The organism is Actinosynnema sp. NPDC004786, assembly GCF_053601135.1.
This window is the reverse complement of record NZ_JBSGBG010000004.1, coordinates 174312-198047: the sequence shown is the minus strand read 5'-3', so window position 1 is coordinate 198047 and position 23736 is coordinate 174312. Positions and strand designations below refer to the sequence as shown.

Here is a 23736-nt window from a genome sequence, read left to right as displayed (position 1 = left end):
GGCCGCATTGGAGGGGTATGAGCACCGGCTTCGAGGAGTTCGCCGCGGCACAGGCAACCCCGCTGCTGCGCTACGCCACCGTGCTGACCGGGGATCCGCACCTGGCCCAAGACGTGGTCCAGGAGGTCCTGATCCGGGCACAGCAGAGGTGGGCGCGCATCGGCTCGGTCGACGCGCCGGTCGCGTACCTCAAGCGGATGGTGACCAACGAGTACCTCGGTTGGCGCCGCCGCCTGAAGGCGCACCTGCCCCTGACCGGCGTGGACCCGCCCCAGCCCGACCCCGCCGGCCACTACGACGAGCGGGAGGCGATGCTCCAGCGCATCGACCGGCTCCCGCGCAAGCAGAAGGCGGCCGTCGTCCTGCGCTACTACGAGGGCTACGACGACGCCGAGATCGCCGCGATCCTGGGCTGCGCCCAGGTCACGGTCCGCAGTCACATCTCCCGCGCGCTGGCAGTGCTGCGCGCCGACGAACGCGTGAGGCAGTCGCTGTGAACGACACCACCGAAACCCTGATCACCGACGCCCTGCACCACCGGGCCGAGCGCACGCCGTCGCCCGGGACGGTGCTCGCCGCGCTGCGCCGGCCGCGCCCGGCGCGCAAGCCGCTGCTGCTGGTGCTCGCCGCCGCCGGCACGACGGCCGCCGCCGCCGCGCTGGTGGTGACCACCGTGAACGGGCCCACCTCCGACCAGGCCCCGCCCGCCCGGCAGCTCGCCACCACGTCCGCGCCCACCCCCGCCGCGACCGCCGACGTGCCCACCCGGACCTTCGGGTACCGGCCCGGCGTGATGCTCGACGGCTACACCGAGCGCGAACGCGTCATCGCCGGGTGGGGCACGTCCCGCGTCTACGCGCCCGGCGCCACGACCCTCGGCTCGCCGCAGGTCCGCTTCGGCATCTTCACCGGCATCGCGGGCGACGTGGGCCCCAAGGTCGAGAACGCGCCGGTCGCCGACCGCACGACGGTGGGCGGCGCGCCGGCCGCCTGGTTCGGCGACAGCCTGTACTGGAACGCCGCCCCGGGCCACGTGCTCAGCGTCAGCCTGGAGCACGTCACCGGCCTGGACGTCCGGGCCGAGGTGCGGCGGATCGCCGAGTCCGTCACGCCGGACACCACGTCGATGCGCGTCCCGTTCTCGCTGGACGAGTACCCGTACGTCGAGGTGGGCGGACCGAACCCGGCCGAGTGGAGGATCGCCGGCCGGGTCACCCTCGACCACGTCCCGTACGACGTGGAGCTGCTGCGCACGGCCGAGGCCCCGGCCGGCTCCACCCCCACCACCGTGGACGGCAAGGCCGCGCACTACGCCGCCGACCGGTACGGCCTGCTCGCCGTCCAGGTCGCGCCGAACCTCCAGGTGCGGGTGAAGCCGGGCGAGCACAACAAGCCGGTGCCGTCCCACCTGGAGCCCCGGCACGCCCCCGTCGAGGTGCTGGCCGGGGTGGCGACGGCCCTCACCGTGGACACCGACCCGGACGTGGCCTGGATCGGCACGCCGTAGGGGAGGCGAGGGCGGTGGGCGCTCGGCGAGCGCCCACCGCTCAGCCGCCGAACTCGATCGTGCCGTCACGCCGCCCGCGGCGGACCATGCGCTCGAAGCTCACCGCCGCCACGGCGAACCACACCGCGCCCACGCACGCCTCCAGCGCGAGCTGCCCGAGCACCGTCGACGCCGGTCCGCCCCCGACGAACGCCCGGATCGCGGCCAGCCCGTGCGTCATCGGCAGCACGGACGTGACGGCGCGCACCCAGTCCGGCCAGAACGACGTCGGCACGTTGACCCCGCAGAACGTCATCAGCACCAGGTAGCTCAGGTTCAGCGCCAGCCACCGCGCGGACGGGAACCCGAGCACGAACGACGCCACGCACGTCCCGTAGCCGTAGCAGGACAGGCCGACCACCAGGATCATCAGCGGCACGGCGGCCGCCTCCGGCCACGGCAGGCGCACCCCGAACAGCGGCGGCAGCACCAGGAACGCGGTGGTGGACGCCGCGACGCCCGAGCCGAGGTTCACCAGGCCCCGCCCGAGGTACACGGTGAGGTGCGTGGACGGCGCGGCGACCAGCAGCGCCAGCGTGCCGGCCTGCCGCTCGCCGACGGTCAGCAGGATGACCACGGTCGCGTCGATGGCCATGATCGCCACGACGTTGCCGATGAGCAGGTAGTCGACCTGCTCCTGCGACCCGAGCATCCGGCCGATCAGGGCGTAGAAGCACACCTGGATCAGCAGCCGGGACAGCCACGTGAACGTCCACGTCTTCCACGTCTGGAACGCGGTGTACATGGTCCACGAGGCGATCAGGCCCTGCTTGAGCACCCGCAGCTGGTCACGCATACGTCACCGCCCCCTGCTCGCGCGCCCGGCGCAGGGTCAGCGCCAGCAGCACCCGCCCGCCGACCAGGGCGGCGACCCCGAGCCCGACGACGGCCAGCAGCCGCCAGCCGAAGGCCGTGACCGGCGCGGCGGCCATCGCGTCGCGCATCAGGTCGGCCGACCACGACAGGAAGATCGCGTGCGACAGCGGCCGGAGGAACTCCGGCAGGTACTGCACCGGCACCATCACGCCGGACAGCACGTAGATCGGGAAGCCGATGAAGTTCAGGTAGTTGTTGCTGTTCCGGGCCAGGAGCATGGACGCCGCCAGCAGCAGGCTCGTGCCGATCATCGCGAACACCGACGCCGCCATGGTCGTCCAGAACACCCACGGGTGGTGCACCACGGGCGTCACGCCGAACAGGAGCTTGCCCAGCAACCACGTCTCGCCGAGCGGGACGACGCCCAGCACCATCACCGCCGAGATCCGGCCCAGGTAGACGGGGTGCAGCGAGCCGGGCGCGGCCATGCCGAGCTGGAGCGCCGCGGTCCAGCGCTCGCCGACGAGCACGGTCGTCGCGAGGCCCGTGGCGAAGCCCCACAACCCGATCAGGGTCGGCGCGAGGAACGCGTGGGCGACCAGGTCGGGCCGCGCCGCGTGCATCACGATCGACAGCATCATCACCACGGTGAACGGGATCGTGCACAGCGTCAGCAGCTCGTCGGGCTGCCTCCGGATCAGCCAGAACTGCGTGCGGACCCCGGACAGGAACAGGCGCACGGTCAGACCTCCATGCCGCGGCGGCCGATGAGATCCAGGTACACGTCCTCCAACCGGGGCGGCACGGCGTGCACCGAGCGCACGCCGCGGTCCAGCAGGAAGTCGATCACCGCGCGGGCCGCACGGTCGTCGGCGGCCTTGACTCGCAGCACGCCGTTGCGGGTCTCCGTGCCGACCACGCCGGGCAGGCCGCCGACGTCCACCGAGGTCTCGGCCTCGACCCAGCGGTGCAGGCCCGACATCTCGGCCAGGCCGCGCGGCGACTCGGTGGCCAGCACGCGGCCCTTGTCGATCAGCGTGACGCGGTCGCAGACCTCCTCGGCCTCGTCCATGTCGTGGGTCGTGATGAGGATCGTGCGGCCCTCGTCGCGCAGCTCGCCGATCAGCGCGCGGAAGTCGCGCGCGGCCACCGGGTCCATGCCGGTGGTCGGCTCGTCGAACAGGATCAGCCGCGGGTCGCCGATCAGGCCGCGGGCCAGGTGCACGCGCTGCTTCATGCCGCGCGAGAACGTCTCCACCAGGTCGTCGGCCTTGTCGGCGAGGCCCAGGCGGGCCAGCAGCGCGTCGGTGCGCGCCTTCGCCCGCGCGTCCGGGAGCTCGTACAGCGCGGCCCAGTAGCGCAGCGTCTGCCGCGCCGTCAGCTTGCCGTACAGGCCGCGCTCGCCGCCGAACACGATGCCGACGTGCCGCCTGATCTCCGCCGCGCCGGTCACGACGTCGTGGCCGAGCACCTCGGCGGTGCCGGACGTGGGCAACAGGATGGTGGAGAGGATCTTGCACAGCGTGGTCTTGCCCGCGCCGTTCGGGCCGAGCAGGCCGTGCACCTCGTGCTCCGGCACGTCCAGCGTGAGCCCGGCGAGCGCGGTCACCTCCTCGCCCCTGGGCCGCCACCCCTTGCCCTTGCGATACGTCCTGGTCAGATCCCGGACCCGAACACCCATGGTCACCCCCCTGCCGAATCCCGTGACGCTACCGCCGGGGCCGGGCGGCCCGGGACGAGTTTTCGGGCGGGGCCGAACCGTCTCGTATCCCAGACACGATCGGCGGATATCGGGTCGTGCGGATGGGGCCGCCGGGTTGAGATGGGCACATGCAGCAACCCGTGCAGCTGGGTCCGAAACCCCTGACCCGCGCCGACGTCCACGCCGTGGCCAGGGGCGACGCGCGCGTGGAGATCACGGAGGCGGCCCGCGAGGCGGTCACCGCCGCCCGCGCGCACATCGAACGCCTGGCCACGGCCGAACGGCCGACCTACGGCGTGTCCACCGGCTTCGGCGCGCTGGCGGTCCGGCACATCCCGCCGGACCGCCGGGCCGCCCTCCAGCAGTCCCTGGTCCGCTCGCACGCGGCGGGCGCGGGTCCCGAGGTCGAGCGGGAGGTCGTCCGCGCGCTCGTCCTGCTCCGCCTCAAGACCCTGGCCAGTGGGCACACCGGCGTCCGGTTGGAGACCGCGGAGGCGATGGCCGCGATGCTCAACGCGGGCATCACCCCGGTCGTGCACGAGTTCGGCTCGCTGGGCTGCTCGGGCGACCTCGCGCCGCTGTCCGCCGCCGCGCTGGCGCTGACCGGCGAGGGCGACGTCCGCGACGCCGACGGCGCGCTCGTCCCGGCGTCCGTCGCGCTCGCGGCGGCGGGCATCGAGCCGGTCCGCCTGGCCGAGAAGGAGGGCCTGGCGCTGATCAACGGCACGGACGGCATGCTCGGGATGCTGGTCCTCGCCATCCGGGACCTGGACTACCTGCTCGACGTCGCCGACCTGACCGCCGCGATGAGCGTGGAAGCCCTCCTCGGCACGGACCGCGTGTTCGCCGCGGACCTGCACGCGCTGCGCCCGCACCCCGGCCAGGGCCGGTCCGCGCGGCGCATGGCGGAGATCCTGCGCGGCTCCGAGATCATGGACAGCCACCGCGGCCCCGACTGCACCCGCGTCCAGGACGCCTACTCGCTGCGCTGCTCGCCGCAGGTGCACGGCGCGGCCCGGGACACCGTCGCCTACGCCGCGACGGTCGCCGACCGCGAGCTGGCGTCGTCGATCGACAACCCGGTGGTGCTGGCCGACGGCCGGGTCGAGTCGAACGGCAACTTCCACGGCGCGCCGATCGCCTACGTGCTGGACTTCCTCGCCATCCCGACCGCCGACGTGGCGAGCATCGCCGAGCGGCGCACCGACCGGATGCTCGACGTGAGCCGGTCGCACGGCCTGCCGCCGTTCCTGGCGCACGACCCGGGCGTCGACTCGGGCCACATGATCGCCCAGTACACGCAGGCCGCGATCGTCAGCGAGCTGAAGCGCCTGGCCGTGCCCGCGTCGGTCGACTCGATCCCGAGCAGCGCCATGCAGGAGGACCACGTCTCGATGGGCTGGTCGGCCGCGCGCAAGCTGCGGCAGGCCGTGGACGGGCTGCGGCGCGTCCTCGCGATCGAGTTCCTGACCGCGGCCCGTGCGCTGGACCTGCGCAAACCGCTCAACCCCGCGCCCGCGACCGCGGCGGCCGTGGCGAAGCTGCGCGAGCACGTCCCGGGCCCCGGCCCCGACCGCCACCTCGCGCCCGAGATCGCCGCCGCCGAAGACCTCATCCGGAAGGGAGCACTCTGATGGTGCGCGCCGCCCGAGGGACCGACCTCACCGCGCGCAGCTGGCCGACCGAGGCCGCGCTGCGGATGTTCCACAACAACCTCGACCCCGACGTGGCCGAGCGCCCCGACGACCTGGTCGTCTACGGCGGCACGGGCAAGGCGGCCCGCGACTGGCCGAGCTTCCACGCCATCAGCCGCGAGCTGACCGAGCTGGCGGACGACGAGACGCTGCTCGTGCAGTCCGGCCGCCCGGTGGGCGTCCTGCGCACGCACGAGTGGGCGCCGCGCGTGCTCATCGCGAACTCCAACCTCGTGCCGGACTGGGCCACCTGGCCCGAGTTCCGCCGCCTGGAGGCCGAGGGCCTGACCATGTACGGCCAGATGACCGCCGGGTCGTGGATCTACATCGGCACCCAGGGCATCCTCCAGGGCACCTACGAGACGTTCGCCGCCGTGGCCGACAAGCGGTTCAACGGCACGCTGCGCGGCACGTTGACGGTCACCGCCGGGCTCGGCGGCATGGGCGGCGCGCAACCGCTTGCGGTCACCATGAACGAGGGCGTGGCGCTGTGCGTCGAGATCGACCCGCAGCGGGCGCGCCGCCGGGTGGAGACCCGCTACCTGGACGAGATCGCCGACGACATCGACGACGCGATCGCCCGCGTCCTCGCCGCGAAGTCCGAGGGCCGCGCGCTGTCGGTCGGCCTGATCGGCAACGCCGCCGAGGTGCTGCCCGAGCTGCTGCGCCGGGACGTGCCGGTCGACATCGTCACCGACCAGACCTCCGCGCACGACCCGCTGGCGTACTGCCCGAAGGGCGTCGCGGTCGAGGACTGGCCGGACTACGCCGCCGGGAAGCCCGACGAGTTCACCGACCGGGCCCGCGAGTCGATGGCCGACCACGTCGAGGCGATGGTCGGGTTCCTGGACCGCGGCGCGGAGGTGTTCGACTACGGCAACTCGATCCGCGGCGAGGCCAAGCTCGGCGGGTGCGAGCGGGCGTTCGACTTCCCCGGCTTCGTGCCCGCCTACATCCGGCCGCTGTTCTGCGAGGGCAAGGGCCCGTTCCGCTGGGCCGCGCTGTCCGGCGACCCGGCCGACATCGCCAGGACCGACCGGGCGATCCTGGAGCTGTTCCCGGAGAACGAGAAGCTCGCGCGCTGGATCCGGATGGCCGGCGAGCGCGTCGAGTTCCAGGGCCTGCCCGCCCGGATCTGCTGGCTCGGCTACGGCGAACGCCACCTCGCGGGCCTGAAGTTCAACGAGATGGTCGCCTCGGGCGAGCTGTCCGCGCCGATCGTCATCGGCCGCGACCACCTGGACTGCGGCTCGGTCGCGTCGCCCTACCGGGAGACCGAGGCGATGGCCGACGGCTCGGACGCGATCGCCGACTGGCCGCTGCTCAACGCCCTGGTCAACACCGCGTCCGGGGCCACCTGGGTGTCGTTGCACCACGGCGGCGGCGTCGGCATCGGCCGGTCCATCCACGCGGGCCAGGTCACCGTCGCCGACGGCACGCCGCTCGCGGCGCGCAAGATCGAGCGGGTGCTGACCAACGACCCGGCCATGGGCGTGATCCGGCACGTGGACGCCGGGTACCAGCGGGCGATCGACGTCGCCGCCGAGAAGCACGTGCCGATCCCGATGAGCGCCCGTGACTGACCTCGCGGACCTCGCCGACGTCGGGCGCGACCGGCGGCGGGGCGGCTACTCCCGGCACGGCTTCGACGCCGTGGAACTCGAACTGCGCGCCTGGTTCGTCGAGGAGGCCGAGCGGCGCGGGCTGGACGTGCGGCCCGACCGCAACGGCAACATCTGGGCGTGGTGGGGCACGCCCGGCCCGGACGCCGTGGTCACCGGCAGCCACCTCGACTCGGTGCCCGGCGGGGGCGCGTTCGACGGGCCGCTCGGCGTCGTGTCGGCGTTGCAGGCGGTGGACCTGTTGAGCGCCAAGGGGTTCACGCCGGCCAAGCCGGTGGCGATCGTGGTGTTCGTGGAGGAGGAGGGCGGCCGGTTCGGCGTCGCCTGCCTCGGGTCGCGGCTGATGACGGGCGCGATCACGGCGCAGGCCGCGGCCCGGCTGGTCGACGCGGACGGCGTCACGTTCGGCGAGGCCGCCCACGCGGCCGGGTTCGACCCGCTGCGGATGGGGCGCGACGACCGGGCGCTGTCGTCCGTCGGCGCGTTCGTGGAGCTGCACGTCGAGCAGGGGCGCGGGCTCGACGTGCCGGTGGGGCTGGCGAGTTCGATCCTGGCGCACGGCCGCTGGCGGTACACGTTCACCGGCGAGGGCAACCACGCCGGGGCGACGCTGATCGAGGACCGGCGCGACCCGATGCTCCCCGCCGCCGAAGTGGTGCTGGCGGCCCGCCGCACGGCGACGTCCGGCGCGCGCGCGACGGTGGGCCGGATCGTGCCGAACCCGGGCGGCACCAACGTGATCGCGTCGTCGGTGGACGTGTGGCTGGACGCGCGGGCCGACGACGAGCCGCGCACCCGCGAGGTCGTCGCCCACATCACGGAGGCGGCCCGCGCGGCGGCGGCGGAGGAGGGCTGCGAGGTGCGCGTGACCGAGGAGAGCTGGGGCGGCACGGTCCACTTCGACACCGACCTCATGGCCCGGGTGCGGGACGCGCTCGGCGGCGACACGCCCGCGCTGCCCACCGGGGCCGGGCACGACGCGGGCATCCTGGCCGCGCACGTGCCGACCGCCATGCTGTTCGTGCGCAACCCGACCGGGATCAGCCACGCGCCGGAGGAGTTCGCCGAGGCGGACGACTGCGCGGCGGGCGTGGCGGCGCTGGCCGCGACGCTGGAGCACCTGGCGCGATGAAGAGCTTCTGGTGCGAGCGGGCGTGGTTGCCGGACGGGATCGCGTCGCGGGTGCTCGTGCGCGTGGACCGCGGCACGATCACGTCCGTGTCCACAGTGGACACGATCCCGCTGGGCGCGGAACGGTTGCACGGCCTGGTGTTCCCGGGGTTCGCCAACGCGCACTCGCACGCGTTCCACCGGGCGTTGCGCGGGCGCACGCACTCCGACGGCGGCACGTTCTGGACGTGGCGCGACCGGATGTACGCGGTGGCGGAGCGGTTGACGCCCGACTCCTACCGCGAGCTGGCCACGGCGGTGTACGCGGAGATGGCCGTGGCCGGGGTGACCGCGGTGGGCGAGTTCCACTACCTGCACCACGGCGGCAACGAGATGGCCGAGGCGCTGCGGCAGGCCGCGCTCGACGCCGGCATCAGGCTCACCCTGTTGGACGCCTGCTACCTGGCGGGCGGGATCGGGCAGCCCGTGCGCGGGGTCCAGGAGCGGTTCTCCGACGGCACGGGGGACCGGTGGCTCGACCGGGTCGCCGAGCTGCGCGGGGACCCCAACACCAGGATCGGCGCGGCGATCCACTCCGTCCGCGCCGTGCCACGTGAAACATTGTCGCTGGTGGCCGGGGCATTCCCCGATCGGCCGCTGCACGTGCACCTGTCGGAGCAACCGGCCGAGAACGAGGCGTGCCTGGCGGCGTACGGCAGGACGCCGACCGAGCTGCTGGCGGAGGCCGGGGCGCTCACGCCGCGCACCACGGCCGTGCACGGCACGCACCTGTCGGCAAGCGACATCGGCCTGCTCGGCTCGACCCGGACCGGCGTGTGCTTCTGCCCGACCACGGAAGCGGACCTGGCGGACGGCATCGGGCCGGCGCGCGAGCTGGCCGACGCCGGGTCGCCGCTGTCGCTGGGCAGCGACCAGCACGCGGTGGTCGACCCGCTGCTGGAGGCGCGGGCGCTGGAGCACAACGAGCGCCTGCGCACCGGCCGGCGCGGGCGGTTCAGCCCGGCGGAACTCGTCGGCGCGCTCACCAACCACGCCTCGATCGGGTGGCCGGAGGCGGGCCGGATCGAGGTCGGCGCGCCGGCCGACCTGGTGGCCGTCCGGCTGGACTCCGTCCGGACCGCCGGGTCGGAGCCGGAACAGGTGGTGCTGACCGCCACGGCGTCCGACGTCGGCGTGGTGGTGGTCGGCGGCACGGTGGTGGCGCGCGACGGCGTGCACGAGCGGTTGGGCGACGTGGCGAGGCTGTGGGGAGCGGTCGGATGAGCACCCTCATCACCGGGATCGGCGAGCTGACCACCAACGACCCCGAGCTGGGCCGGCTGACCGACGCCGCCCTGGTCCTGGTCGGCGACCGGGTCGGGTGGGTCGGGCCCGCGGCGTCCGCGCCGCCCGCCGACGAGCGGGTCGACGTGGCGGGCCGGGCGGTGCTGCCCGGCTGGGTCGACAGCCACGCGCACCTCGTCTTCGCGGGCGACCGCACGGCCGAGTTCGAGGCGCGCATGGCCGGCCAGGGGTACGCGGCGGGCGGCATCGCGGTGACCGTCGGCGCCACCCGCGCGGCGTCCGACGAGGAGCTGGCGGCGAACCTGCGGCGGCTGGTCGGCGAGGCCGTGGCGCAGGGCACGACCACGATCGAGACCAAGACCGGGTACGGGCTGACGGTCGAGGACGAGCTGAGGTCCGCCCGGATCGCCGCCGGGGCGGCCGACGAGGTGACCTTCCTGGGCGCGCACCTCGTGCCGCCGGGTGCGGACCCGGACGAGTACGTGGCGCTCGTGGTCGGCGACATGCTGGACGCGGTCGCGCCGCACGTGCGGTGGGCGGACGTGTTCTGCGAGCGCGGCGCGTTCGACGAGGACCGGTCCCGGGCCGTGCTGGAGGCCGCCCGCGCCAGGGGCCTGGGCCTGCGCGTGCACGGCAACCAGCTCGGCGAGGGGCCGGGCGTCCGGCTGGCCGTGGAGCTGGGCGCGGCCAGCGTCGACCACTGCACGTACCTGTCCGCCGCCGACGTGGACGCGCTGGCGGGCTCCGACACCGTCGCCACCCTGCTGCCCGCGTGCGACCTGTCGACCCGGCAGGCCCTGGCGCCCGCGCGCGCCCTGCTCGACGCCGGGGCGACGGTCGCCCTGGCGAGCAACTGCAACCCCGGCAGCTCCTACACCACGTCGATGGCGTTCTGCGTGGCGACGGCGGTCCTCCAGATGGGCATGACCGTCGAGGAAGCCGTCACCGCCGCCACCCTGAACGGCGCGAAGGCGCTCCGCCGCACCGACGTCGGGCGCCTGTCACCCGGCGCCCGCGCCGACGTGCACGTGCTCGACGCCCCCTCGACCACCCACCTGGCGTACCGCCCCGGCGTTCCGCTCACGCACGCGGTGTGGCGAGCAGGGGTTCGATCGCGCTGAGGGCGGCCGACGTGCTGCCCGGTCCGGCGGGCAGCAGCGGCAGGCGGACGTCCGGGGTCGGGATGCGGCCCAGCCGGTGCAGCACGGCCTTGATCACGGTCGGGTTCGGCTCGGCGAACAACGCCGCCGACAGCGTGCTCAGCCGCCCGCCCAGGGCGCGTGCGGTGGTGACGTCGCCGGCGTGCCAGGCGTCGATCAACCGGGCGAACCCGTCGGTGGCGACGTGCGCGGAAGCCAGGATGCCGCCGTGCGCGCCCAGCGCGAGCAGCGGCGAGACGAACGCGTCGTCCCCGCCGAGGACGGCCAGGCCGGGCGGCAGGTCGGCGAACAGGTCGACCGTGTCGGCGTTGATGCCGCCCGCCGCGTACTTGAGCCCCACCACGCCCGGCACGTCCGCCAACCGCCGCAGCGCGCCCGCCGACAGGTACTGCCCGGTCCGGTACGGGATGTCGTACACGACCAGCGGCACGGGGCTGCCCGCCGCCAGCCGGGCCAGGTGGGCCAGCGCGCCCTCCTCGCCGGGCCGGACGAACGACGGCACGGTGGTCAGCGACGCCACCACCTCCGGGTGGCCGGCCAGCGCCCGCAGCGCCTCCGGGGTGTTCGCGCCGACCACCAGCGGCGCGTGGCGCTCGCGGCAGACGCGGGTCACCACGCCGAGGACGGCGCGCTGCTCGTCCGGGGTGAGCGAGGACGGCTCCGCCGTCGTGCCCAGCGCCACGAGCCCCCGTGCGCCGTCGTCCAGCGCCTGGTGGGCCAGGGCGTCCAGCGCGTCGAGCGCGACCGCGCCCGACCGGTCGAACGGCGTGATCAGGGGGAGGAACAGGCCCGTGAGCGTCATGCCACCACGGTGCCCGGTGAAACCGTGAAGGACCAGTTCGCGTTCCTCAACAGAACCGTAAGCTGAACTGATGCTCGACGTCCGCCGCCTGCGGCTGCTGCGCGACCTGGCCCACCTGGGCACGATCGCAGCCGTGGCCCGCGCCCACGCCTACACGCCGTCGGCCGTGTCGCAGCAGCTCGCCGCCCTCCAGCGGCAGGCGGGCGTGCCGCTGCTGGAGCACACCGGCCGCAGCGTCCGCCTCACGCCCGCCGGCACGGCCCTGGTCGGGCACGCCGAGACGGTGCTGGCCGCGCTGGAGGCCGCGTCCGCCGCCGTGGCCGCCGCGCGCACCGGCCTGTCCGGCGCGGTGCGGATCGGCGCGTTCCCCAGCGCCGTGCCGACCCTGCTGCCCGCCGCGCTGGTCGCGCTGGGCCGCGACCACCCGGCGCTCGACCTCATGGTGACCGAGCTGGACCCGGTCGACATGCCGGACGCGTTGCGCGACGGCCGCCTCGACGTGGCGCTGTGGCACGACTACGACATCGCGCCGGTCGAGCCCGACCCCGGCGTGGACTCGGTGCGGTTGCTGGACGAGAAGGTGTTCCTGGCCGTGCCCGCGCGCGGGTGGCCCGACGGGACGATCGCGAGCGCCCGGGACGCGGCGTGGATCGTCGGCAGCCCCGGCACGCTGTGCCACACCGTGGCGATGAGGGTCTGCCAGGCCGCCGGCTTCACCGCCCGGGTGCGCCACCACGCCGACGACTTCACCGCCGTGCTGGCCCTGGTCGCCGCCGGCCAGGGCGTCGCCCTGGTGCCGGAACTGGGCGCGGCCCACCCGCCCGCGGACGTCCACCTCGCCCCCTTGGACGTCCACCGCCGCACCCGCATCGCCTACCGCCGGGGCGCCGGCGCGCACCCCGTGGTCGCCGCGTGCGTCACCGCCCTGCAAACCTCCACGGCCGCCTACCTGACCGCCCACGGCCGGCCGTGAACGCCCGCGGGCCGTCACCCTGCCGCCCACCTGACCTCCGCCCGGTCCGCTGCCACCCGCACCGCCGCGTGCCCGCCCGCCTGCCGCCCGCCCGCCCGCGTGCCTGCCCGCACCGCCGCGTGCCCGCCCGCCTGCCGCGTGCCCATCCCCTCCGCCCTCCGCCCCTCCACCGCTCCCACATCGCCACCATCCGCAGTCGGCCTGGGTGGTCGAGGCGCTCCGCGTCCGGCAGGCTGGCCGCATGGAGTACACGCAGCTCGGCCGTTCCGGCCTGTCCGTGTCCCGCCTGTGCCTGGGCACGATGAACTTCGGTCCCGAGACGTCGGAGGCCGACAGCCACGCGATCATGGACCGGGCCCACGAGCACGGCATCAACTTCTTCGACACCGCCGACGTCTACGGCTGGCAGCGCGGCGAGGGCATCACCGAGAACATCATCGGCCGCTGGTTCGCCCAGGGCGGCGGGCGGCGCGAGCGGACCGTCATCGCCACCAAGCTGTACGGCGACATGGGCGACTGGCCCAACGAGCGGCGGCTGTCCGCGCTGCACATCCGGCGCGCGGCGGACGCGTCGCTGCGCCGGTTGCAGACCGACCACATCGACCTCCTCCAGATGCACCACGTGGACCGCGACACGCCGTGGGACGAGATCTGGGAGGCGTTCTCGGTGCTGCGCCGGCAGGGGAAGGTGATCTACTTCGGGTCGTCCAACTTCGCCGGGTGGCACCTCGCGCAGGCCCAGGAGGCGGCCCGGCAGCGGCACTTCCTCGGGCTGGTCAGCGAGCAGTCCATCTACAACCTGGTGAACCGGTTCGTGGAGCTGGAGGTGCTGCCCGCCGCCCGGCACTACGGCATCGGCGTGATCCCGTGGTCGCCGCTGGGCGGCGGCCTGCTCGGCGGCGTGCTGCGCAAGCAGCGCGAGGGCACCGCCTCCCGCGGCAACAGCGGGCGCAGCCAGGAGGAGCTGGAGAAGCGCCGGGACGCGATCGAGGCCTACGAGAAGCTGTCCGCCGACCTCGGCGAGGACCCGGCCAACCTGGGCCTGGCCTGGCTGCTGCACCAGGACGGCGTGACGGCTCCCATCATCGGCCCGCGCACCCTCGACCAGCTCGACGGCTCGCTGCGGGCGACCGCGATCGCCCTGGACGACGAGGTGCTGGCCAAGCTGGACGACCTCTTCCCACCCCCGGGCCCGAACGGCAGCAAACCCGCCCCGGAGGCGTACGCCTGGTAGGCCCCGCCACCGTGGAGGAGTGCGAGTCGTGACCACCGCCCCGGACGGCAGTCCCGTCGAGGTCTACACCCTGTTCCCGCCGCTCGGCGAGGCCGAGATCGTGCACGGGGTGCTGCCGGCCGGGGCGGAGGTGCTCGAACTCGGGTGCGGCGCCGGGCGGATCGCGCACCGGCTCGTGGCGCTCGGCCACCCGGTGGTCGGGGTGGACGAGTCGCCCGACATGCTCGCCCACCTGGACGGCGTGGAGGCGGTGCTCGGGCGGATCGGGGAGGTGCGGCTCGGGCGGCGGTTCGGCGGCGTGCTCCTCGCCGCCCACCTGGTCAACACGCCGGACGGCGCGGAGCGGCACGGGATGCTCGCGGCGGCCGCCCGTCACCTCGCGGCCGACGGGCGGCTCGTCGTCCAGTGGCACCCGCCGTCCTGGTTCGAGACCGCGGCGGACGGGCAGGGCGGGGCCGCCGGGCCCGTGCGCACCTCGTTGCGGGACGTGTGCCGCCACGGCGGGCTGCTCAGCGCGACCGTGGACTACCGGGTCGGCGACCGGTCGTGGTCGCACCCGTTCACCGCGCGCCGGCTGTCCGAGGCCGACCTCCGGTCCGCCCTCGACGCGGCCGGCCTGGTCCACGACCGGTGGCTCACCGCCGACCGGACCTGGTTCTCCGCCCGCCCTCAGTCCTCGAAGTCCTCGTCGTCGCGCGCCAGGTAGGTGGCCAGGCGCTCGACCGCGGTCTCGAAGTCGGGGTTCGCGTCGACGAACGCCCGGAGCTTGTCGGCGAGCCAGGCGAACGTCACCTCCTCCTCGCCCCGGCGGGACTCCAGCTCCTCGATGCCACGATCGGTGAAGTACACGGTCTTCCTCCCACGCACGCGAACGGGAAACGGCCGAGCCGTCGAGACCCGGAGGTGTCGACGGCTCGGCCCGGCCCGGAAAGTTCCCTACTCGAACGCCTTCGCGATCAGCTCGCGCTGCTCGACCTCGTGCACCTTGGACGACCCCGCGGACGGGGCGGCCATCGGGCGGCGCGAGACGCGCTTCACGGCGAACCGCTCGGGCAGCAGCTCCGGCAGCGCCAGCCCGAAGAACGGCCACGCGCCCTGGTTCGCCGGCTCCTCCTGGACCCAGCGCACCTCGGTGGCGTTCGGGTAGCGGTCCAGCGCCTCGGTCAGCTTCCGCGCCGGCACCGGGTAGAGCTGCTCGATGCGCACGATCGCGACGTCCTTGACGCCCCGCTTCTCCTGCTCGGCCAGCAGCTCGTAGTAGATCTTGCCGCTGCACAGCAGGACCTTGCGCACCGCGCCCTTGTCCACGCCGCTCGGGTCGTCGATCACCGACTGGAACTTGTCGGAGATGAACGCCTCCACCGGGCTGGTCGCGGCCTTCAGGCGCAGCATCGACTTCGGGGTGAACACCACCAGCGGCCGGTTCACGCCGTCCAGCGCGTGCCGCCGCAGCAGGTGGAAGTAGTTCGCCGGCGTCGACGGCACCGCGATCGTCATCGAGCCCTCCGCGCAGAGCTGGAGGAACCGCTCGATGCGGCCGGACGTGTGGTCCGGGCCCTGGCCCTCGTGGCCGTGCGGCAGCAGCAGCACGACGTCGGACACCTGGCCCCACTTCGCCTCACCGGACGAGATGAACTCGTCGATGATCGGCTGCGCGCCGTTGACGAAGTCGCCGAACTGCGCCTCCCACAGCACCAGCGCGTCCGGGTTGGCGACCGAGTAGCCGTACTCGAAGCCCAGCGCCGCGAACTCCGACAGCACCGAGTCGTACACCATGAACTTGCCCTGGTTCTCGGCCAGGTTCTGGAGCGGGGTGTACTCCTCGGACTTCTTGCGGTCCACCAGCGTAGCGTGCCGCTGCACGAACGTGCCGCGCCGCGAGTCCTGGCCCGCCAGGCGGACCGTGCGGCCCTCCAGCACCAGCGACCCGAACGCGAGCAGCTCGGCGAACGCCCAGTCGATGCCGCCCTCGCGGGCCATCTTGGCGCGCCGCTCCAGCACCGGCTTGACCCGCGGGTGCGGGGTGAAGCCCTCGGGCAGGTTCACGTGCGCGTCGGCGATCTTCTCGATGACCGACCGCTCGATGCCGGTGGGCAGCTTGGCCGGGACCTGCTGCTCCTGCTCGATCGACGGCGAGGTCTTGATCGGGTGCTTCTCCAGCTCCCGGACCTCGTTGAACACGTGCTCCAGCTGCGAGGAGAAGTCCTGCAGCGCCTTCTCGGCCTCCTCGACGGAGATGTCGCCGCGGCCGATCAGGGACTCGGTGTAGGTCTTGCGCACCGAGCGCTTCGTGTCGATCACGTCGTACATCGCCGGCTGCGTCATCGAGGGGTCGTCGCCCTCGTTGTGGCCGCGGCGGCGGTAGCACACCATGTCGATCACGACGTCCTTGTTGAACGCCTGCCGGTAGTCCACCGCCAGCTTCGCGACCCAGTAGCACGCCTCCGGGTCGTCGCCGTTCACGTGGAACACCGGCGCGCCGATCATCTTCGCCACGTCGGTGGAGTACTTCGACGAGCGGGAGTGCTCGGGCGCGGTGGTGAAGCCGACCTGGTTGTTGACCACCACGTGCACCGTGCCGCCGGTGCGGTAGCCGCGCACCAGCGCCAGGTTCAGCGTCTCGGCGACCACGCCCTGGCCCGCGAACGCGGCGTCGCCGTGCAGCGCGACCGGCAGCACGGTGAAGCCCTCGCCGCCCTTGTCGAGCATGTCCTGCTTGGCCCGGACGATGCCCTCCAGCACCGGGTCCACGGCCTCCAGGTGCGACGGGTTCGCGGTCAGCGACACCTTGGTCTCGCCGTCGCCGAACATGCGGAAGTACTTGCCCTCCGCGCCCAGGTGGTACTTCACGTCGCCCGAGCCGTGCGCCTGGCCCGGGTCGAGGTTGCCCTCGAACTCGCGGAAGATCTGCGAGATCGGCTTGCCGACGATGTTCGCCAGCACGTTCAGCCGGCCGCGGTGCGGCATGCCGATGACGACCTCGTCGATCTCGTGCTCGGCGGCCTTGTCCAGCACCGCGTCCAGCAGCGGGATGACGGTCTCGCCGCCCTCCAGCGAGAACCGCTTCTGGCCGACGTACTTCGTCTGCAGGAAGGTCTCGAACGCCTCGGCGGCGTTGAGCTTCGACAGGATGTACTTCTGCACGGTGGCCGGCGGCTTCTCGTGCGGCACCTCGACGCGCTCCTGGATCCAGAGGCGCTCCTCCGGGTCCAGGATGTGCATGTACTCGACGCCGACCGTGCGGCAGTACGAGTTGCGCAGCACGCCCAGGATGTCGCGCAGCTTCATCCGCTCCTGGCCCGCGAACCCGCCGACCGGGAACTCCCGGTCGAGGTCCCACAGGGTCAGGCCGTGCGACAGCACGTCGAGGTCGCGGTGGCTGCGCTGGCGGTAGTTCAGCGGGTCGGTGTCGGCCATCAGGTGACCGCGGGTGCGGAACGCGTCGATCAGCTCGATCACCCGGGCGGTCTTGTCGACCGCGCCCTCGGGGATGTCGGCGACCCAGCGGATGGGCTCGTACGGCAGCCGCAGCGACGTGAACACGTCGTCGTAGAAGCCGTCCTCGCCGAGCAGCAGCTGGTGGATGCGCTTGAGGAACTCGCCCGACTCCGCGCCCTGGATGATGCGGTGGTCGTAGGTGGAGGTCAGCGTGATGATCTTGCTGACGCCCATGTCCGTCAGGGCCTGCTCGCTGGTGCCCTGGAAGTGCGCCGGGTACTCCATCGCGCCGACGCCGATGATCGCGCCCTGGCCCGCGGTGAGCCGCGGCACCGAGTGGTTGGTGCCGATCGTGCCCGGGTTGGTGAGCGAGATGGTGGTGCCGGAGAAGTCCTCGGCGGTCAGCGAGCCGGTCCGCGCCTTGCGGATCAGGTCCTCGTACGCCTGCCAGAACTGCGTGAACGTCATGTTCTCGCAGCCCTTGATCGACGCCACGACCAGCGAGCGCGAGCCGTCCTTGCCGGGCAGGTCGATCGCCAGGCCGAAGTTCACGTGCTCGGGCGTGACCACGAACGGCTTGCCGTCGACCTCGGCGAAGTGCCGGTTCATGTTCGGGAACGCCTTGAGCGCCCGCACCACCGCGTACCCGATCAGGTGGGTGAAGGAGACCTTCCCGCCGCGGGTGCGCTTGAGGTGGTTGTTGATCACGATGCGGTTGTCGGCCAGCAGCTTGGCCGGCACGGCGCGCACGCTCGTCGCGGTCGGGACGGTGAGCGACAGCTCCATGTTCTTCGCGATCGCGGCGGCGGCGCCGCGGAGCTGCTTCTGCTCCTCGCCCTTGGTCTGCTGCACCGGCGCGGCCTTGGCCGCCTCGGCGGGCGCGGGCTTGGCCGCGGGCTTCGGGGCCGCGGGAGCGGACTTCGGCTGCTGCTTCGGCGCCTGCGGCTGCGGCTGCTGCTGCGCGGGGGCCGGTGCGGGCGCGGGCGCCGGTGTGGCCGCGGGCGCGGACTGGGTCGGAGCGGGCCGGGTGGCGGTCGTGGTGCCGTTCTCCGCGGCCGTCGTCGCCCCGTTGCCCGACCGCTGCGTCGACTTGTAGTCGGCGAAGAAGTCGTGCCAGGCCGGGTCTACCGACGACGGGTCGGCGAGGAACTGCTCGTACATCTCCTCGACCAGCCACTCGTTGGGGCCGAACTGAGAAGCAGGACTGCTGCTGGACACGGCTGGCGCTCGCCTCTATCCATCTCGCTCTTGGTAATGACTCACTCATGGTCAGGCTAGTCCCCCGTCTGGTGCAGTTCACACACAGGAGGGGCAGCGGCGGGAGTGTTCTCTCACAGAATCGGTCAGGAGATCGGTTCGCGTTATGGGTGCTTGAGCATCACTTGAGGTTAAGCCCGTCACACGCCCGGCGGTGCATCGACTCGGAGTAGTTCTGCGCACTGCGGGCGCGGTGTCGCGGTGAGGTGTTCAGAGGTCTGAACCAGAGGTGTCAGTGCGGCTCTGACCTGCTTGTTCAACTTCGTGGTTGACAAGCAGGGGGAGGGCTCCTACGGTGGTATTCAACCGAGAGGTTGAGTAAGGAGATGGCGGTGGACGACCAGTTGTCGCGGGTCTTCTCGGCCCTGGCCGACCCGATCCGGCGCGACATGGTGGCGCGGCTGGCGGTGGGCGACGCGACGGTGAACGAGTTGGCCGAGCCGTACTCCGTGACCGTGCAGGCCGTGTCGAAGCACCTGAAGGTGCTCGAGGAGGCCGGCCTCGTCAGCCGCGGCAGGCAGGCCCAGCGGCGGCCCGTCCACCTCGAGGCGGAGGTGTTCGACCTGATGACGAAGTGGATCGAGCGCTACCGGCGCGAGGCGGAGCAGCGCTACCGGCGGCTGGACGCCGTGCTCGCCGAGCTGGAGGACCCGTCGCGGGACCGCACCGAGACCGATGTCGAAGGAGAAGCATCATGACCACGACCACGCACCCCGAGACGGGCATCAGCGCCGACCCGGCCCTGCCGGTCATCCACATCACCCGCGAGTTCGACGCGTCCCGGGAGTCGGTGTTCCGGGCGCACGTCGACCCGGAGCTGGTGGTGAAGTGGCTGGGGCCGCGTTCGGTGACCATGCGGGTGGACCGGTGGGACGCGACGACCGGTGGCGCGTACCGGTACGTGCACAGCCGCGGTGACGAGGAGTACCGGTTCTACGGTTCGTTCCACGAGGTGCGGCCGGCGGAGCGGATCGTGCAGACGTTCACGTTCGAGGGCTACCCCGACGGGGTGGCGCTGGAGACGCTGACCCTGGAGGAGCTGGACGGCGGGCGGACGCGGCTGCACGTGGTGAGCGTGTTCGAGTCGACCGAGGCCCGTGACATGGCGCTGGCGAGCGGCATGGAGACCGGGGTCGTCGAGGGGTACGAGCAGCTGGACGACCTGCTCGCCGGGTCCTGACCCGGACCGACCGCGCCCCGCGTGCCGAACCGGCCGCGGGGCTGCCCCGTGCCCGCGTCACCCGCATCCGCGACGCGGCCGTGGTCGGTGGATAGTGGTCGGTGGGTCGTGGTCAGTGGGTCGTGGTCAGCGCGGCTGAGCCCTGGTCCGTGCCGTGCCCCACGCCCTCGTCCAGGCCGTGCGACCAGAGGCGGGCGTAGTGGCCGTTCGCGGCCAGCAGCTCGGCGTGCGTGCCCTCCTCCACGATCCGCCCCTCCGACAGCACCACGATCCGGTCCGCCCGCGCCGCCGTGGCCAGCCGGTGCGCCACCACGAACGTCGTGCGCGCGCCCGCCAGCCGATCGCTCGCCTCCAGCACCGCCGACTCGGTCGCCGGGTCCAGCGCGGCCGTGGCCTCGTCCAGCAGCAGCAAGGTCGGCTGGACCAGCTCGGCCCGCGCCAGGGCGACCAGCTGCCGCTGGCCCGCGGACAGCCCCTGGCCCCGCTCGCCGACCTGCTGGTGGAACGCCGACGGCAGCGAGGCGACCACCGGCAGCGCGCCCACCGCCCGCACGGCCGCCTCGACCTCGGCCCGGCTCGCGTCCGGCTTGCCGTAGGCGACGTTTTCGGCGACGTCGCCGCCGAACAGGTGCGCCTCCTGCGGCACGACGCCGAGCCGCTGCCGCAGCTGCGACAGGTCGTAGTCGCGGACGTCCACCCCGTCGACCAGCACCGCGCCCGCGGTCACGTCGTAGAACCGCGCCACCAGCTTGACCAGCGTCGACTTGCCCGCGCCGGTCGCGCCGACGAACGCCACCGTCTCGCCGGGGGCCACGCGCAGCGACACGCCGTCGAGCGCGGGCCGGGTGGCGCCCTGGTAGGTGAACGTCACGTCCCGCAGCTCCACCTCGCCGCGCAGCGCCCGCACCGGCACCGGGTCGGCGGCCGGCGGCACGGTCGTCGGCGTGCGCAGCAGGTCGGCGATCCGGCTCAGGCCCACCCGGGCCTGCTGGTACCCGTCGAACACCCCGGACAGCTGGTACAGCGGCGAGAAGAACAACCCCAGGTACAGCACGAACGCCAGCAGCACACCGGGCGACAGCGTCCCGTCGGCCACCCGGTACGCGCCCACCACCAGCACCCCGGCCTGCGCCACCCCCGACAGCAGCGACAGGAACGGGAAGTACGTGGCGATGTACCGCTGCGCCCGGATCCGGGACCGGCGGTAGGCGTCGCTGCGCGCGGCGAACGCCTCCGCCGACCGCGCCTCCCGCGTGTACGCCTGCGACACGCGCAGCCCCGACACGTTCTCCTGCAGGTCGGCGTTCACCGCGCTGACGCGCTCCCGCGCCTCCGCGTACGCGGCCGACGACAGCCGCTGGAAGATCACCGTCGCGATCAGCAGGACCGGCAGCACGGCCAGCGCCACCAGCGCCAACCCGGGGTCGGTGGCGACCAGCGCGACCGCGATGCCGACCACGGTCAGCACGCTGATCGCGAACGTCGTCAGCCCGGTCTGGAGGAAACTGGACAGCGCGTCCACGTCCGTGGTCATCCGGGTCATGATCCGCCCGGCCATCTCGCGCTCGTAGTAGTCCAGCCCGAGCCGTTGCAGGTGGGCGTAGCTGCGCACGCGCAGCAGGTACAGCAGCCGCTCGCCGACCCGCGACGTCACCACCGTGCCCGCCGCCGCGGACACCCACCCGGCCAGCACGAGGGCGAGGCTGATCCCGGCCGCCGCCCACAGCCAGCCCGGCTGACCGCCGACCACCCCGCGGTCGACCCCCAGCCGCACCAGGTTCGGCGTCGCCACCGCCAGCGCCGTGTCCACCAGCAGCAGGCCGGCCACGCCGAGCATCGCCCACCGGACCGGCCGCAGCAGCGTCCGCAGCCGGAACCCCGGGTCGGGCGCCCTCGGGTCCTCGCCGCGCAGCACCGGCACGTCCCGCGCGGGCGGCAGGGCGTGCACCCGCGCCATCAGCTCCGGGGTCGGCGGGGTGCCGCCGAGCAGCGCCGACGTGCCGCCGCCACCCCGCGCCCCGGTCGCCGGACCGGCCGCCCGGTTCGCCGCGCGCACGGCCAACCCGTCGGACTCCGACTCCGGCCACAGCTCCGGCGTCGTGCCGTCGGGACCGGGTTCGAGCCGCGCGTCGGCCCGCGGGTCCACCTGCTCGATCGCCTCGCCCGGACCGGCCAGCAGGTCGCGGTAGAGGCGGCAGCGCCCGTGCAGCTCGGCGTGCGTGCCCACGTCGACCACGCGGCCCGCGTCCAGCACCGCGATGCGGTCCGCCAGCGCCAGCGACGACCGCCGGTGCGCGATCAGCAGCGTGGTCCGCTCGGCCGTCACCGCGGCCAGCGTCCGGTGGATCGCGGCCTCGGTCGCGTTGTCCACCGCCGACGTCGCGTCGTCCAGCACGAGCACCCGCGGGTCCGACAGCAGCGCGCGGGCCAGCGCGACCCGCTGCCGCTGGCCGCCCGACAGCGTCAGCCCCCGCTCGCCGACCACGGTGTCGTAGCCGTTCGGCAGCGCCTCGATGAACGCGTGCGCCTCGGCCGCCCGCGCCGCCGCCCGCACCTGCTCGTCGGACGCGTCCGGCCGCCCGTAGGCGATGTTCGCCCGCACCGTGTCGGAGAACAGGAACGCCTCCTCGAACACCGTGCCCACGGCCTGGCGCAACGACGACAGCCGCAGCTCGCGCACGTCCACCCCGCCGACGGACACCGCGCCCTCGTGCACGTCGTAGAACCGGGGCAGCAGCAGCGACACCGTCGACTTGCCCGACCCCGCCGTGCCCACGATCGCCAGCGTCTCGCCGGGCTCGACGCGCAGCGACACCCCCGACAGCACCGGCTCGCTGCGCGTGTACCCGAACGTCACGTCCCGCAGCTCCACGGCCACCGGACCGGCGGGCACCTCGCGCTCGCCGTCCACCACGTCCGGCTGTGAGTCGATCAGCTCGTACACCCGCTCCACACCCGCGCGGGCCAGCTGGGCGGTCACCATCAGGCTCGCCAGCAGCCGGGTCGGGCCGACCAGGGTGGCCACGTAGGTCGCGAACGCCAGGAACGTGCCCAGCGTCACCTCGCCCCGCAACGCCAGCCAACCGCCCAGCGCGAGCACCGCGACCTGGCCGAGGTAGGGCAGCGAGCCCAGCGTCGCGGCCGGCCGGGACGTCAGCCGCGCGGCCCGCATCCGCTCGGCGAACAGCAGCCTCGCCCGCGACTCCAGCCGCGAGACCTCGCGCTCCTCCTGCCCGAACCCCTTCACCACGCGCACGCCGGTGACGGTCTCCTCGACCTGCTGCGCCACGTCCGCCGCGCGCTGCTGCGCCGACCAGGTCGCCGGGAAGAGGGTGAGCCTGCTGCGGGCCGCGACGACGCCGACCGCGGGCAGGATCACCAGCGCCACCAGGGTCAGCAGCGGCGACAGCCAGAACATCGCCACCACGGCGGCCACCGCGAACACCACCGTGCCGAACGCCAGGGGCGTCATCGACAGCAGGCTGTTGACCAGCTGGAGGTCGGTGATCGAGCGGGACACCACCTGGCCGGTGCGCAACGCGTCCTGCTTCGGCCCGTCCAGCCGCTGCACCGCGCCGAACACCGCCTGGCGCAGGTCGTGCTGCACGTCCACGGCCAGCTTGCCGCCGAGGAACCGGCGCACGAACGCCGTGCCGAACGTCAGCAGCTCCAGCCCGACCAGCGCGGCGGCCAGGACGGCGAGCCGGTCCGTGCGGCCCGCCATCGCGTCGTCCACCGCGACCTTGATCAGCAGCGGGCCGACGGCCTGCAACCCCACGCCCACGACGGCGGCCAGCACGGACCACACCACGAGGGCGCGGTGCTGCCAGCACGCGGTGGCGAGCCTGCGGATCCAGCCGTCGGAGGTAGTCACCCGACCCACATTAGGTCCGCCCA

20 protein-coding genes are annotated in these 23736 nt (G+C 73.6%); 12 read left to right on the top strand and 8 right to left on the bottom strand.

From position 1 onward, the window contains the following. Window positions 1-17 precede the first annotated feature (17 nt). Window positions 18-497: a SigE family RNA polymerase sigma factor gene (locus ACWEFJ_RS05585; protein ID WP_378083437.1), complete on the top strand. Its 480-nt coding sequence runs from the start codon at window positions 18-20 to the stop codon at window positions 495-497. Then, window positions 494-1507: a hypothetical protein gene (locus ACWEFJ_RS05580; protein ID WP_449713027.1), complete on the top strand. Its 1014-nt coding sequence runs from the start codon at window positions 494-496 to the stop codon at window positions 1505-1507. Before ACWEFJ_RS05585 ends, ACWEFJ_RS05580 begins: the two co-directional genes overlap by 4 nt. Before the next feature lie 40 nt (window positions 1508-1547). Here the strand turns inward: ACWEFJ_RS05580 and ACWEFJ_RS05575 are convergent, their stop codons facing one another. From ACWEFJ_RS05575 to ACWEFJ_RS05565, 3 genes are read right to left on the bottom strand one after another with little or no spacing between them, the layout of a single operon-like run. Continuing rightward, a complete protein-coding gene (locus ACWEFJ_RS05575; protein ID WP_378083440.1) occupies window positions 1548-2342 on the bottom strand; it encodes an ABC transporter permease in 795 nt (264 codons plus the stop codon). Next, entirely contained in the window at window positions 2335-3102 is a 768-nt protein-coding gene (locus tag ACWEFJ_RS05570) for an ABC transporter permease (protein WP_378083442.1), read from the bottom strand. Before ACWEFJ_RS05570 ends, ACWEFJ_RS05575 begins: the two co-directional genes overlap by 8 nt. A 2-nt stretch (window positions 3103-3104) precedes the next feature. Beyond that, window positions 3105-4043 (bottom strand): ABC transporter ATP-binding protein, encoded by a 939-nt coding sequence (locus ACWEFJ_RS05565; protein WP_378083445.1) that lies wholly within the window; start codon window positions 4041-4043, stop codon window positions 3105-3107. Window positions 4044-4192: 149 nt separating this feature from the next. Here ACWEFJ_RS05565 and hutH point away from each other — a divergent pair, with 149 nt between their 5' ends. Genes hutH through hutI form a run of 5 tightly spaced genes read left to right on the top strand, consistent with a single transcriptional unit; the run spans window position 4193 to window position 10916 of the window. Further along, window positions 4193-5698, top strand: a complete 1506-nt coding sequence (gene hutH, locus ACWEFJ_RS05560) for a histidine ammonia-lyase (protein ID WP_449713026.1) — start codon at window positions 4193-4195, stop codon at window positions 5696-5698. Next, on the top strand, window positions 5698-7341 hold the full coding sequence (hutU, locus tag ACWEFJ_RS05555) for a urocanate hydratase (protein WP_449713025.1): 1644 nt from the start codon (window positions 5698-5700) through the stop codon (window positions 7339-7341). Before hutH ends, hutU begins: the two co-directional genes overlap by 1 nt. Further along, window positions 7334-8512: an allantoate amidohydrolase gene (locus ACWEFJ_RS05550; RefSeq protein ID WP_449713024.1), complete on the top strand. Its 1179-nt coding sequence runs from the start codon at window positions 7334-7336 to the stop codon at window positions 8510-8512. Before hutU ends, ACWEFJ_RS05550 begins: the two co-directional genes overlap by 8 nt. Then, window positions 8509-9774: a formimidoylglutamate deiminase gene (locus ACWEFJ_RS05545; RefSeq protein WP_449713023.1), complete on the top strand. Its 1266-nt coding sequence runs from the start codon at window positions 8509-8511 to the stop codon at window positions 9772-9774. The genes ACWEFJ_RS05550 and ACWEFJ_RS05545 overlap by 4 nt, the downstream gene beginning before the upstream one ends. Further along, window positions 9771-10916: an imidazolonepropionase gene (gene hutI / locus ACWEFJ_RS05540; RefSeq protein ID WP_449713022.1), complete on the top strand. Its 1146-nt coding sequence runs from the start codon at window positions 9771-9773 to the stop codon at window positions 10914-10916. Before ACWEFJ_RS05545 ends, hutI begins: the two co-directional genes overlap by 4 nt. Here the strand turns inward: hutI and ACWEFJ_RS05535 are convergent. After that, window positions 10876-11757 carry a dihydrodipicolinate synthase family protein gene (locus ACWEFJ_RS05535; RefSeq protein WP_378083455.1) on the bottom strand — a complete coding sequence of 294 codons (882 nt, stop codon included), beginning with the start codon at window positions 11755-11757 and terminating at the stop codon, window positions 10876-10878. The genes hutI and ACWEFJ_RS05535 overlap by 41 nt on opposite strands. Before the next feature lie 70 nt (window positions 11758-11827). Here ACWEFJ_RS05535 and ACWEFJ_RS05530 point away from each other — a divergent pair, with 70 nt between their 5' ends. Continuing rightward, entirely contained in the window at window positions 11828-12730 is a 903-nt protein-coding gene (locus ACWEFJ_RS05530; protein ID WP_378083457.1) for a LysR family transcriptional regulator, read from the top strand. A gap of 14 nt (window positions 12731-12744) precedes the next feature. On the opposite strand, the gene ACWEFJ_RS05525 is transcribed toward ACWEFJ_RS05530, so the two are convergent. Beyond that, window positions 12745-12909 (bottom strand): hypothetical protein, encoded by a 165-nt coding sequence (locus tag ACWEFJ_RS05525; RefSeq protein WP_449713021.1) that lies wholly within the window; start codon window positions 12907-12909, stop codon window positions 12745-12747. A gap of 62 nt (window positions 12910-12971) precedes the next feature. On the opposite strand from ACWEFJ_RS05525, the gene ACWEFJ_RS05520 reads away from it, so the two are divergent. Together ACWEFJ_RS05520 and ACWEFJ_RS05515 are read left to right on the top strand one after the other, a co-directional pair. Next, window positions 12972-13964, top strand: a complete 993-nt coding sequence (locus tag ACWEFJ_RS05520) for an aldo/keto reductase (protein ID WP_378083459.1) — start codon at window positions 12972-12974, stop codon at window positions 13962-13964. Between the two features lie 28 nt (window positions 13965-13992). Beyond that, window positions 13993-14670, top strand: coding sequence for a class I SAM-dependent methyltransferase (locus ACWEFJ_RS05515; RefSeq protein WP_449713020.1), 678 nt, complete (start codon window positions 13993-13995; stop codon window positions 14668-14670). On the opposite strand, the gene ACWEFJ_RS05510 is transcribed toward ACWEFJ_RS05515, so the two are convergent. After that, window positions 14634-14813 (bottom strand): DUF6104 family protein, encoded by a 180-nt coding sequence (locus ACWEFJ_RS05510; protein WP_360788852.1) that lies wholly within the window; start codon window positions 14811-14813, stop codon window positions 14634-14636. The two genes, ACWEFJ_RS05515 and ACWEFJ_RS05510, sit on opposite strands and share 37 nt — an antisense overlap. 87 nt (window positions 14814-14900) lie before the next feature. Beyond that, window positions 14901-18620 (bottom strand): multifunctional oxoglutarate decarboxylase/oxoglutarate dehydrogenase thiamine pyrophosphate-binding subunit/dihydrolipoyllysine-residue succinyltransferase subunit, encoded by a 3720-nt coding sequence (locus tag ACWEFJ_RS05505; RefSeq protein WP_378083464.1) that lies wholly within the window; start codon window positions 18618-18620, stop codon window positions 14901-14903. 371 nt (window positions 18621-18991) lie between these two features. Here ACWEFJ_RS05505 and ACWEFJ_RS05500 point away from each other — a divergent pair, with 371 nt between their 5' ends. Continuing rightward, complete coding sequence (locus ACWEFJ_RS05500) at window positions 18992-19357, top strand: ArsR/SmtB family transcription factor (protein ID WP_449713019.1); 366 nt, start codon at window positions 18992-18994, stop codon at window positions 19355-19357. Continuing rightward, window positions 19354-19839, top strand: coding sequence for an SRPBCC family protein (locus ACWEFJ_RS05495; RefSeq protein WP_449713018.1), 486 nt, complete (start codon window positions 19354-19356; stop codon window positions 19837-19839). Before ACWEFJ_RS05500 ends, ACWEFJ_RS05495 begins: the two co-directional genes overlap by 4 nt. Window positions 19840-19951: 112 nt before the next feature. Here ACWEFJ_RS05495 and ACWEFJ_RS05490 read toward each other — a convergent pair whose 3' ends face one another. Beyond that, window positions 19952-23722: an ABC transporter ATP-binding protein gene (locus tag ACWEFJ_RS05490; RefSeq protein WP_449713017.1), complete on the bottom strand. Its 3771-nt coding sequence runs from the start codon at window positions 23720-23722 to the stop codon at window positions 19952-19954. Window positions 23723-23736: the final 14 nt, after the last annotated feature.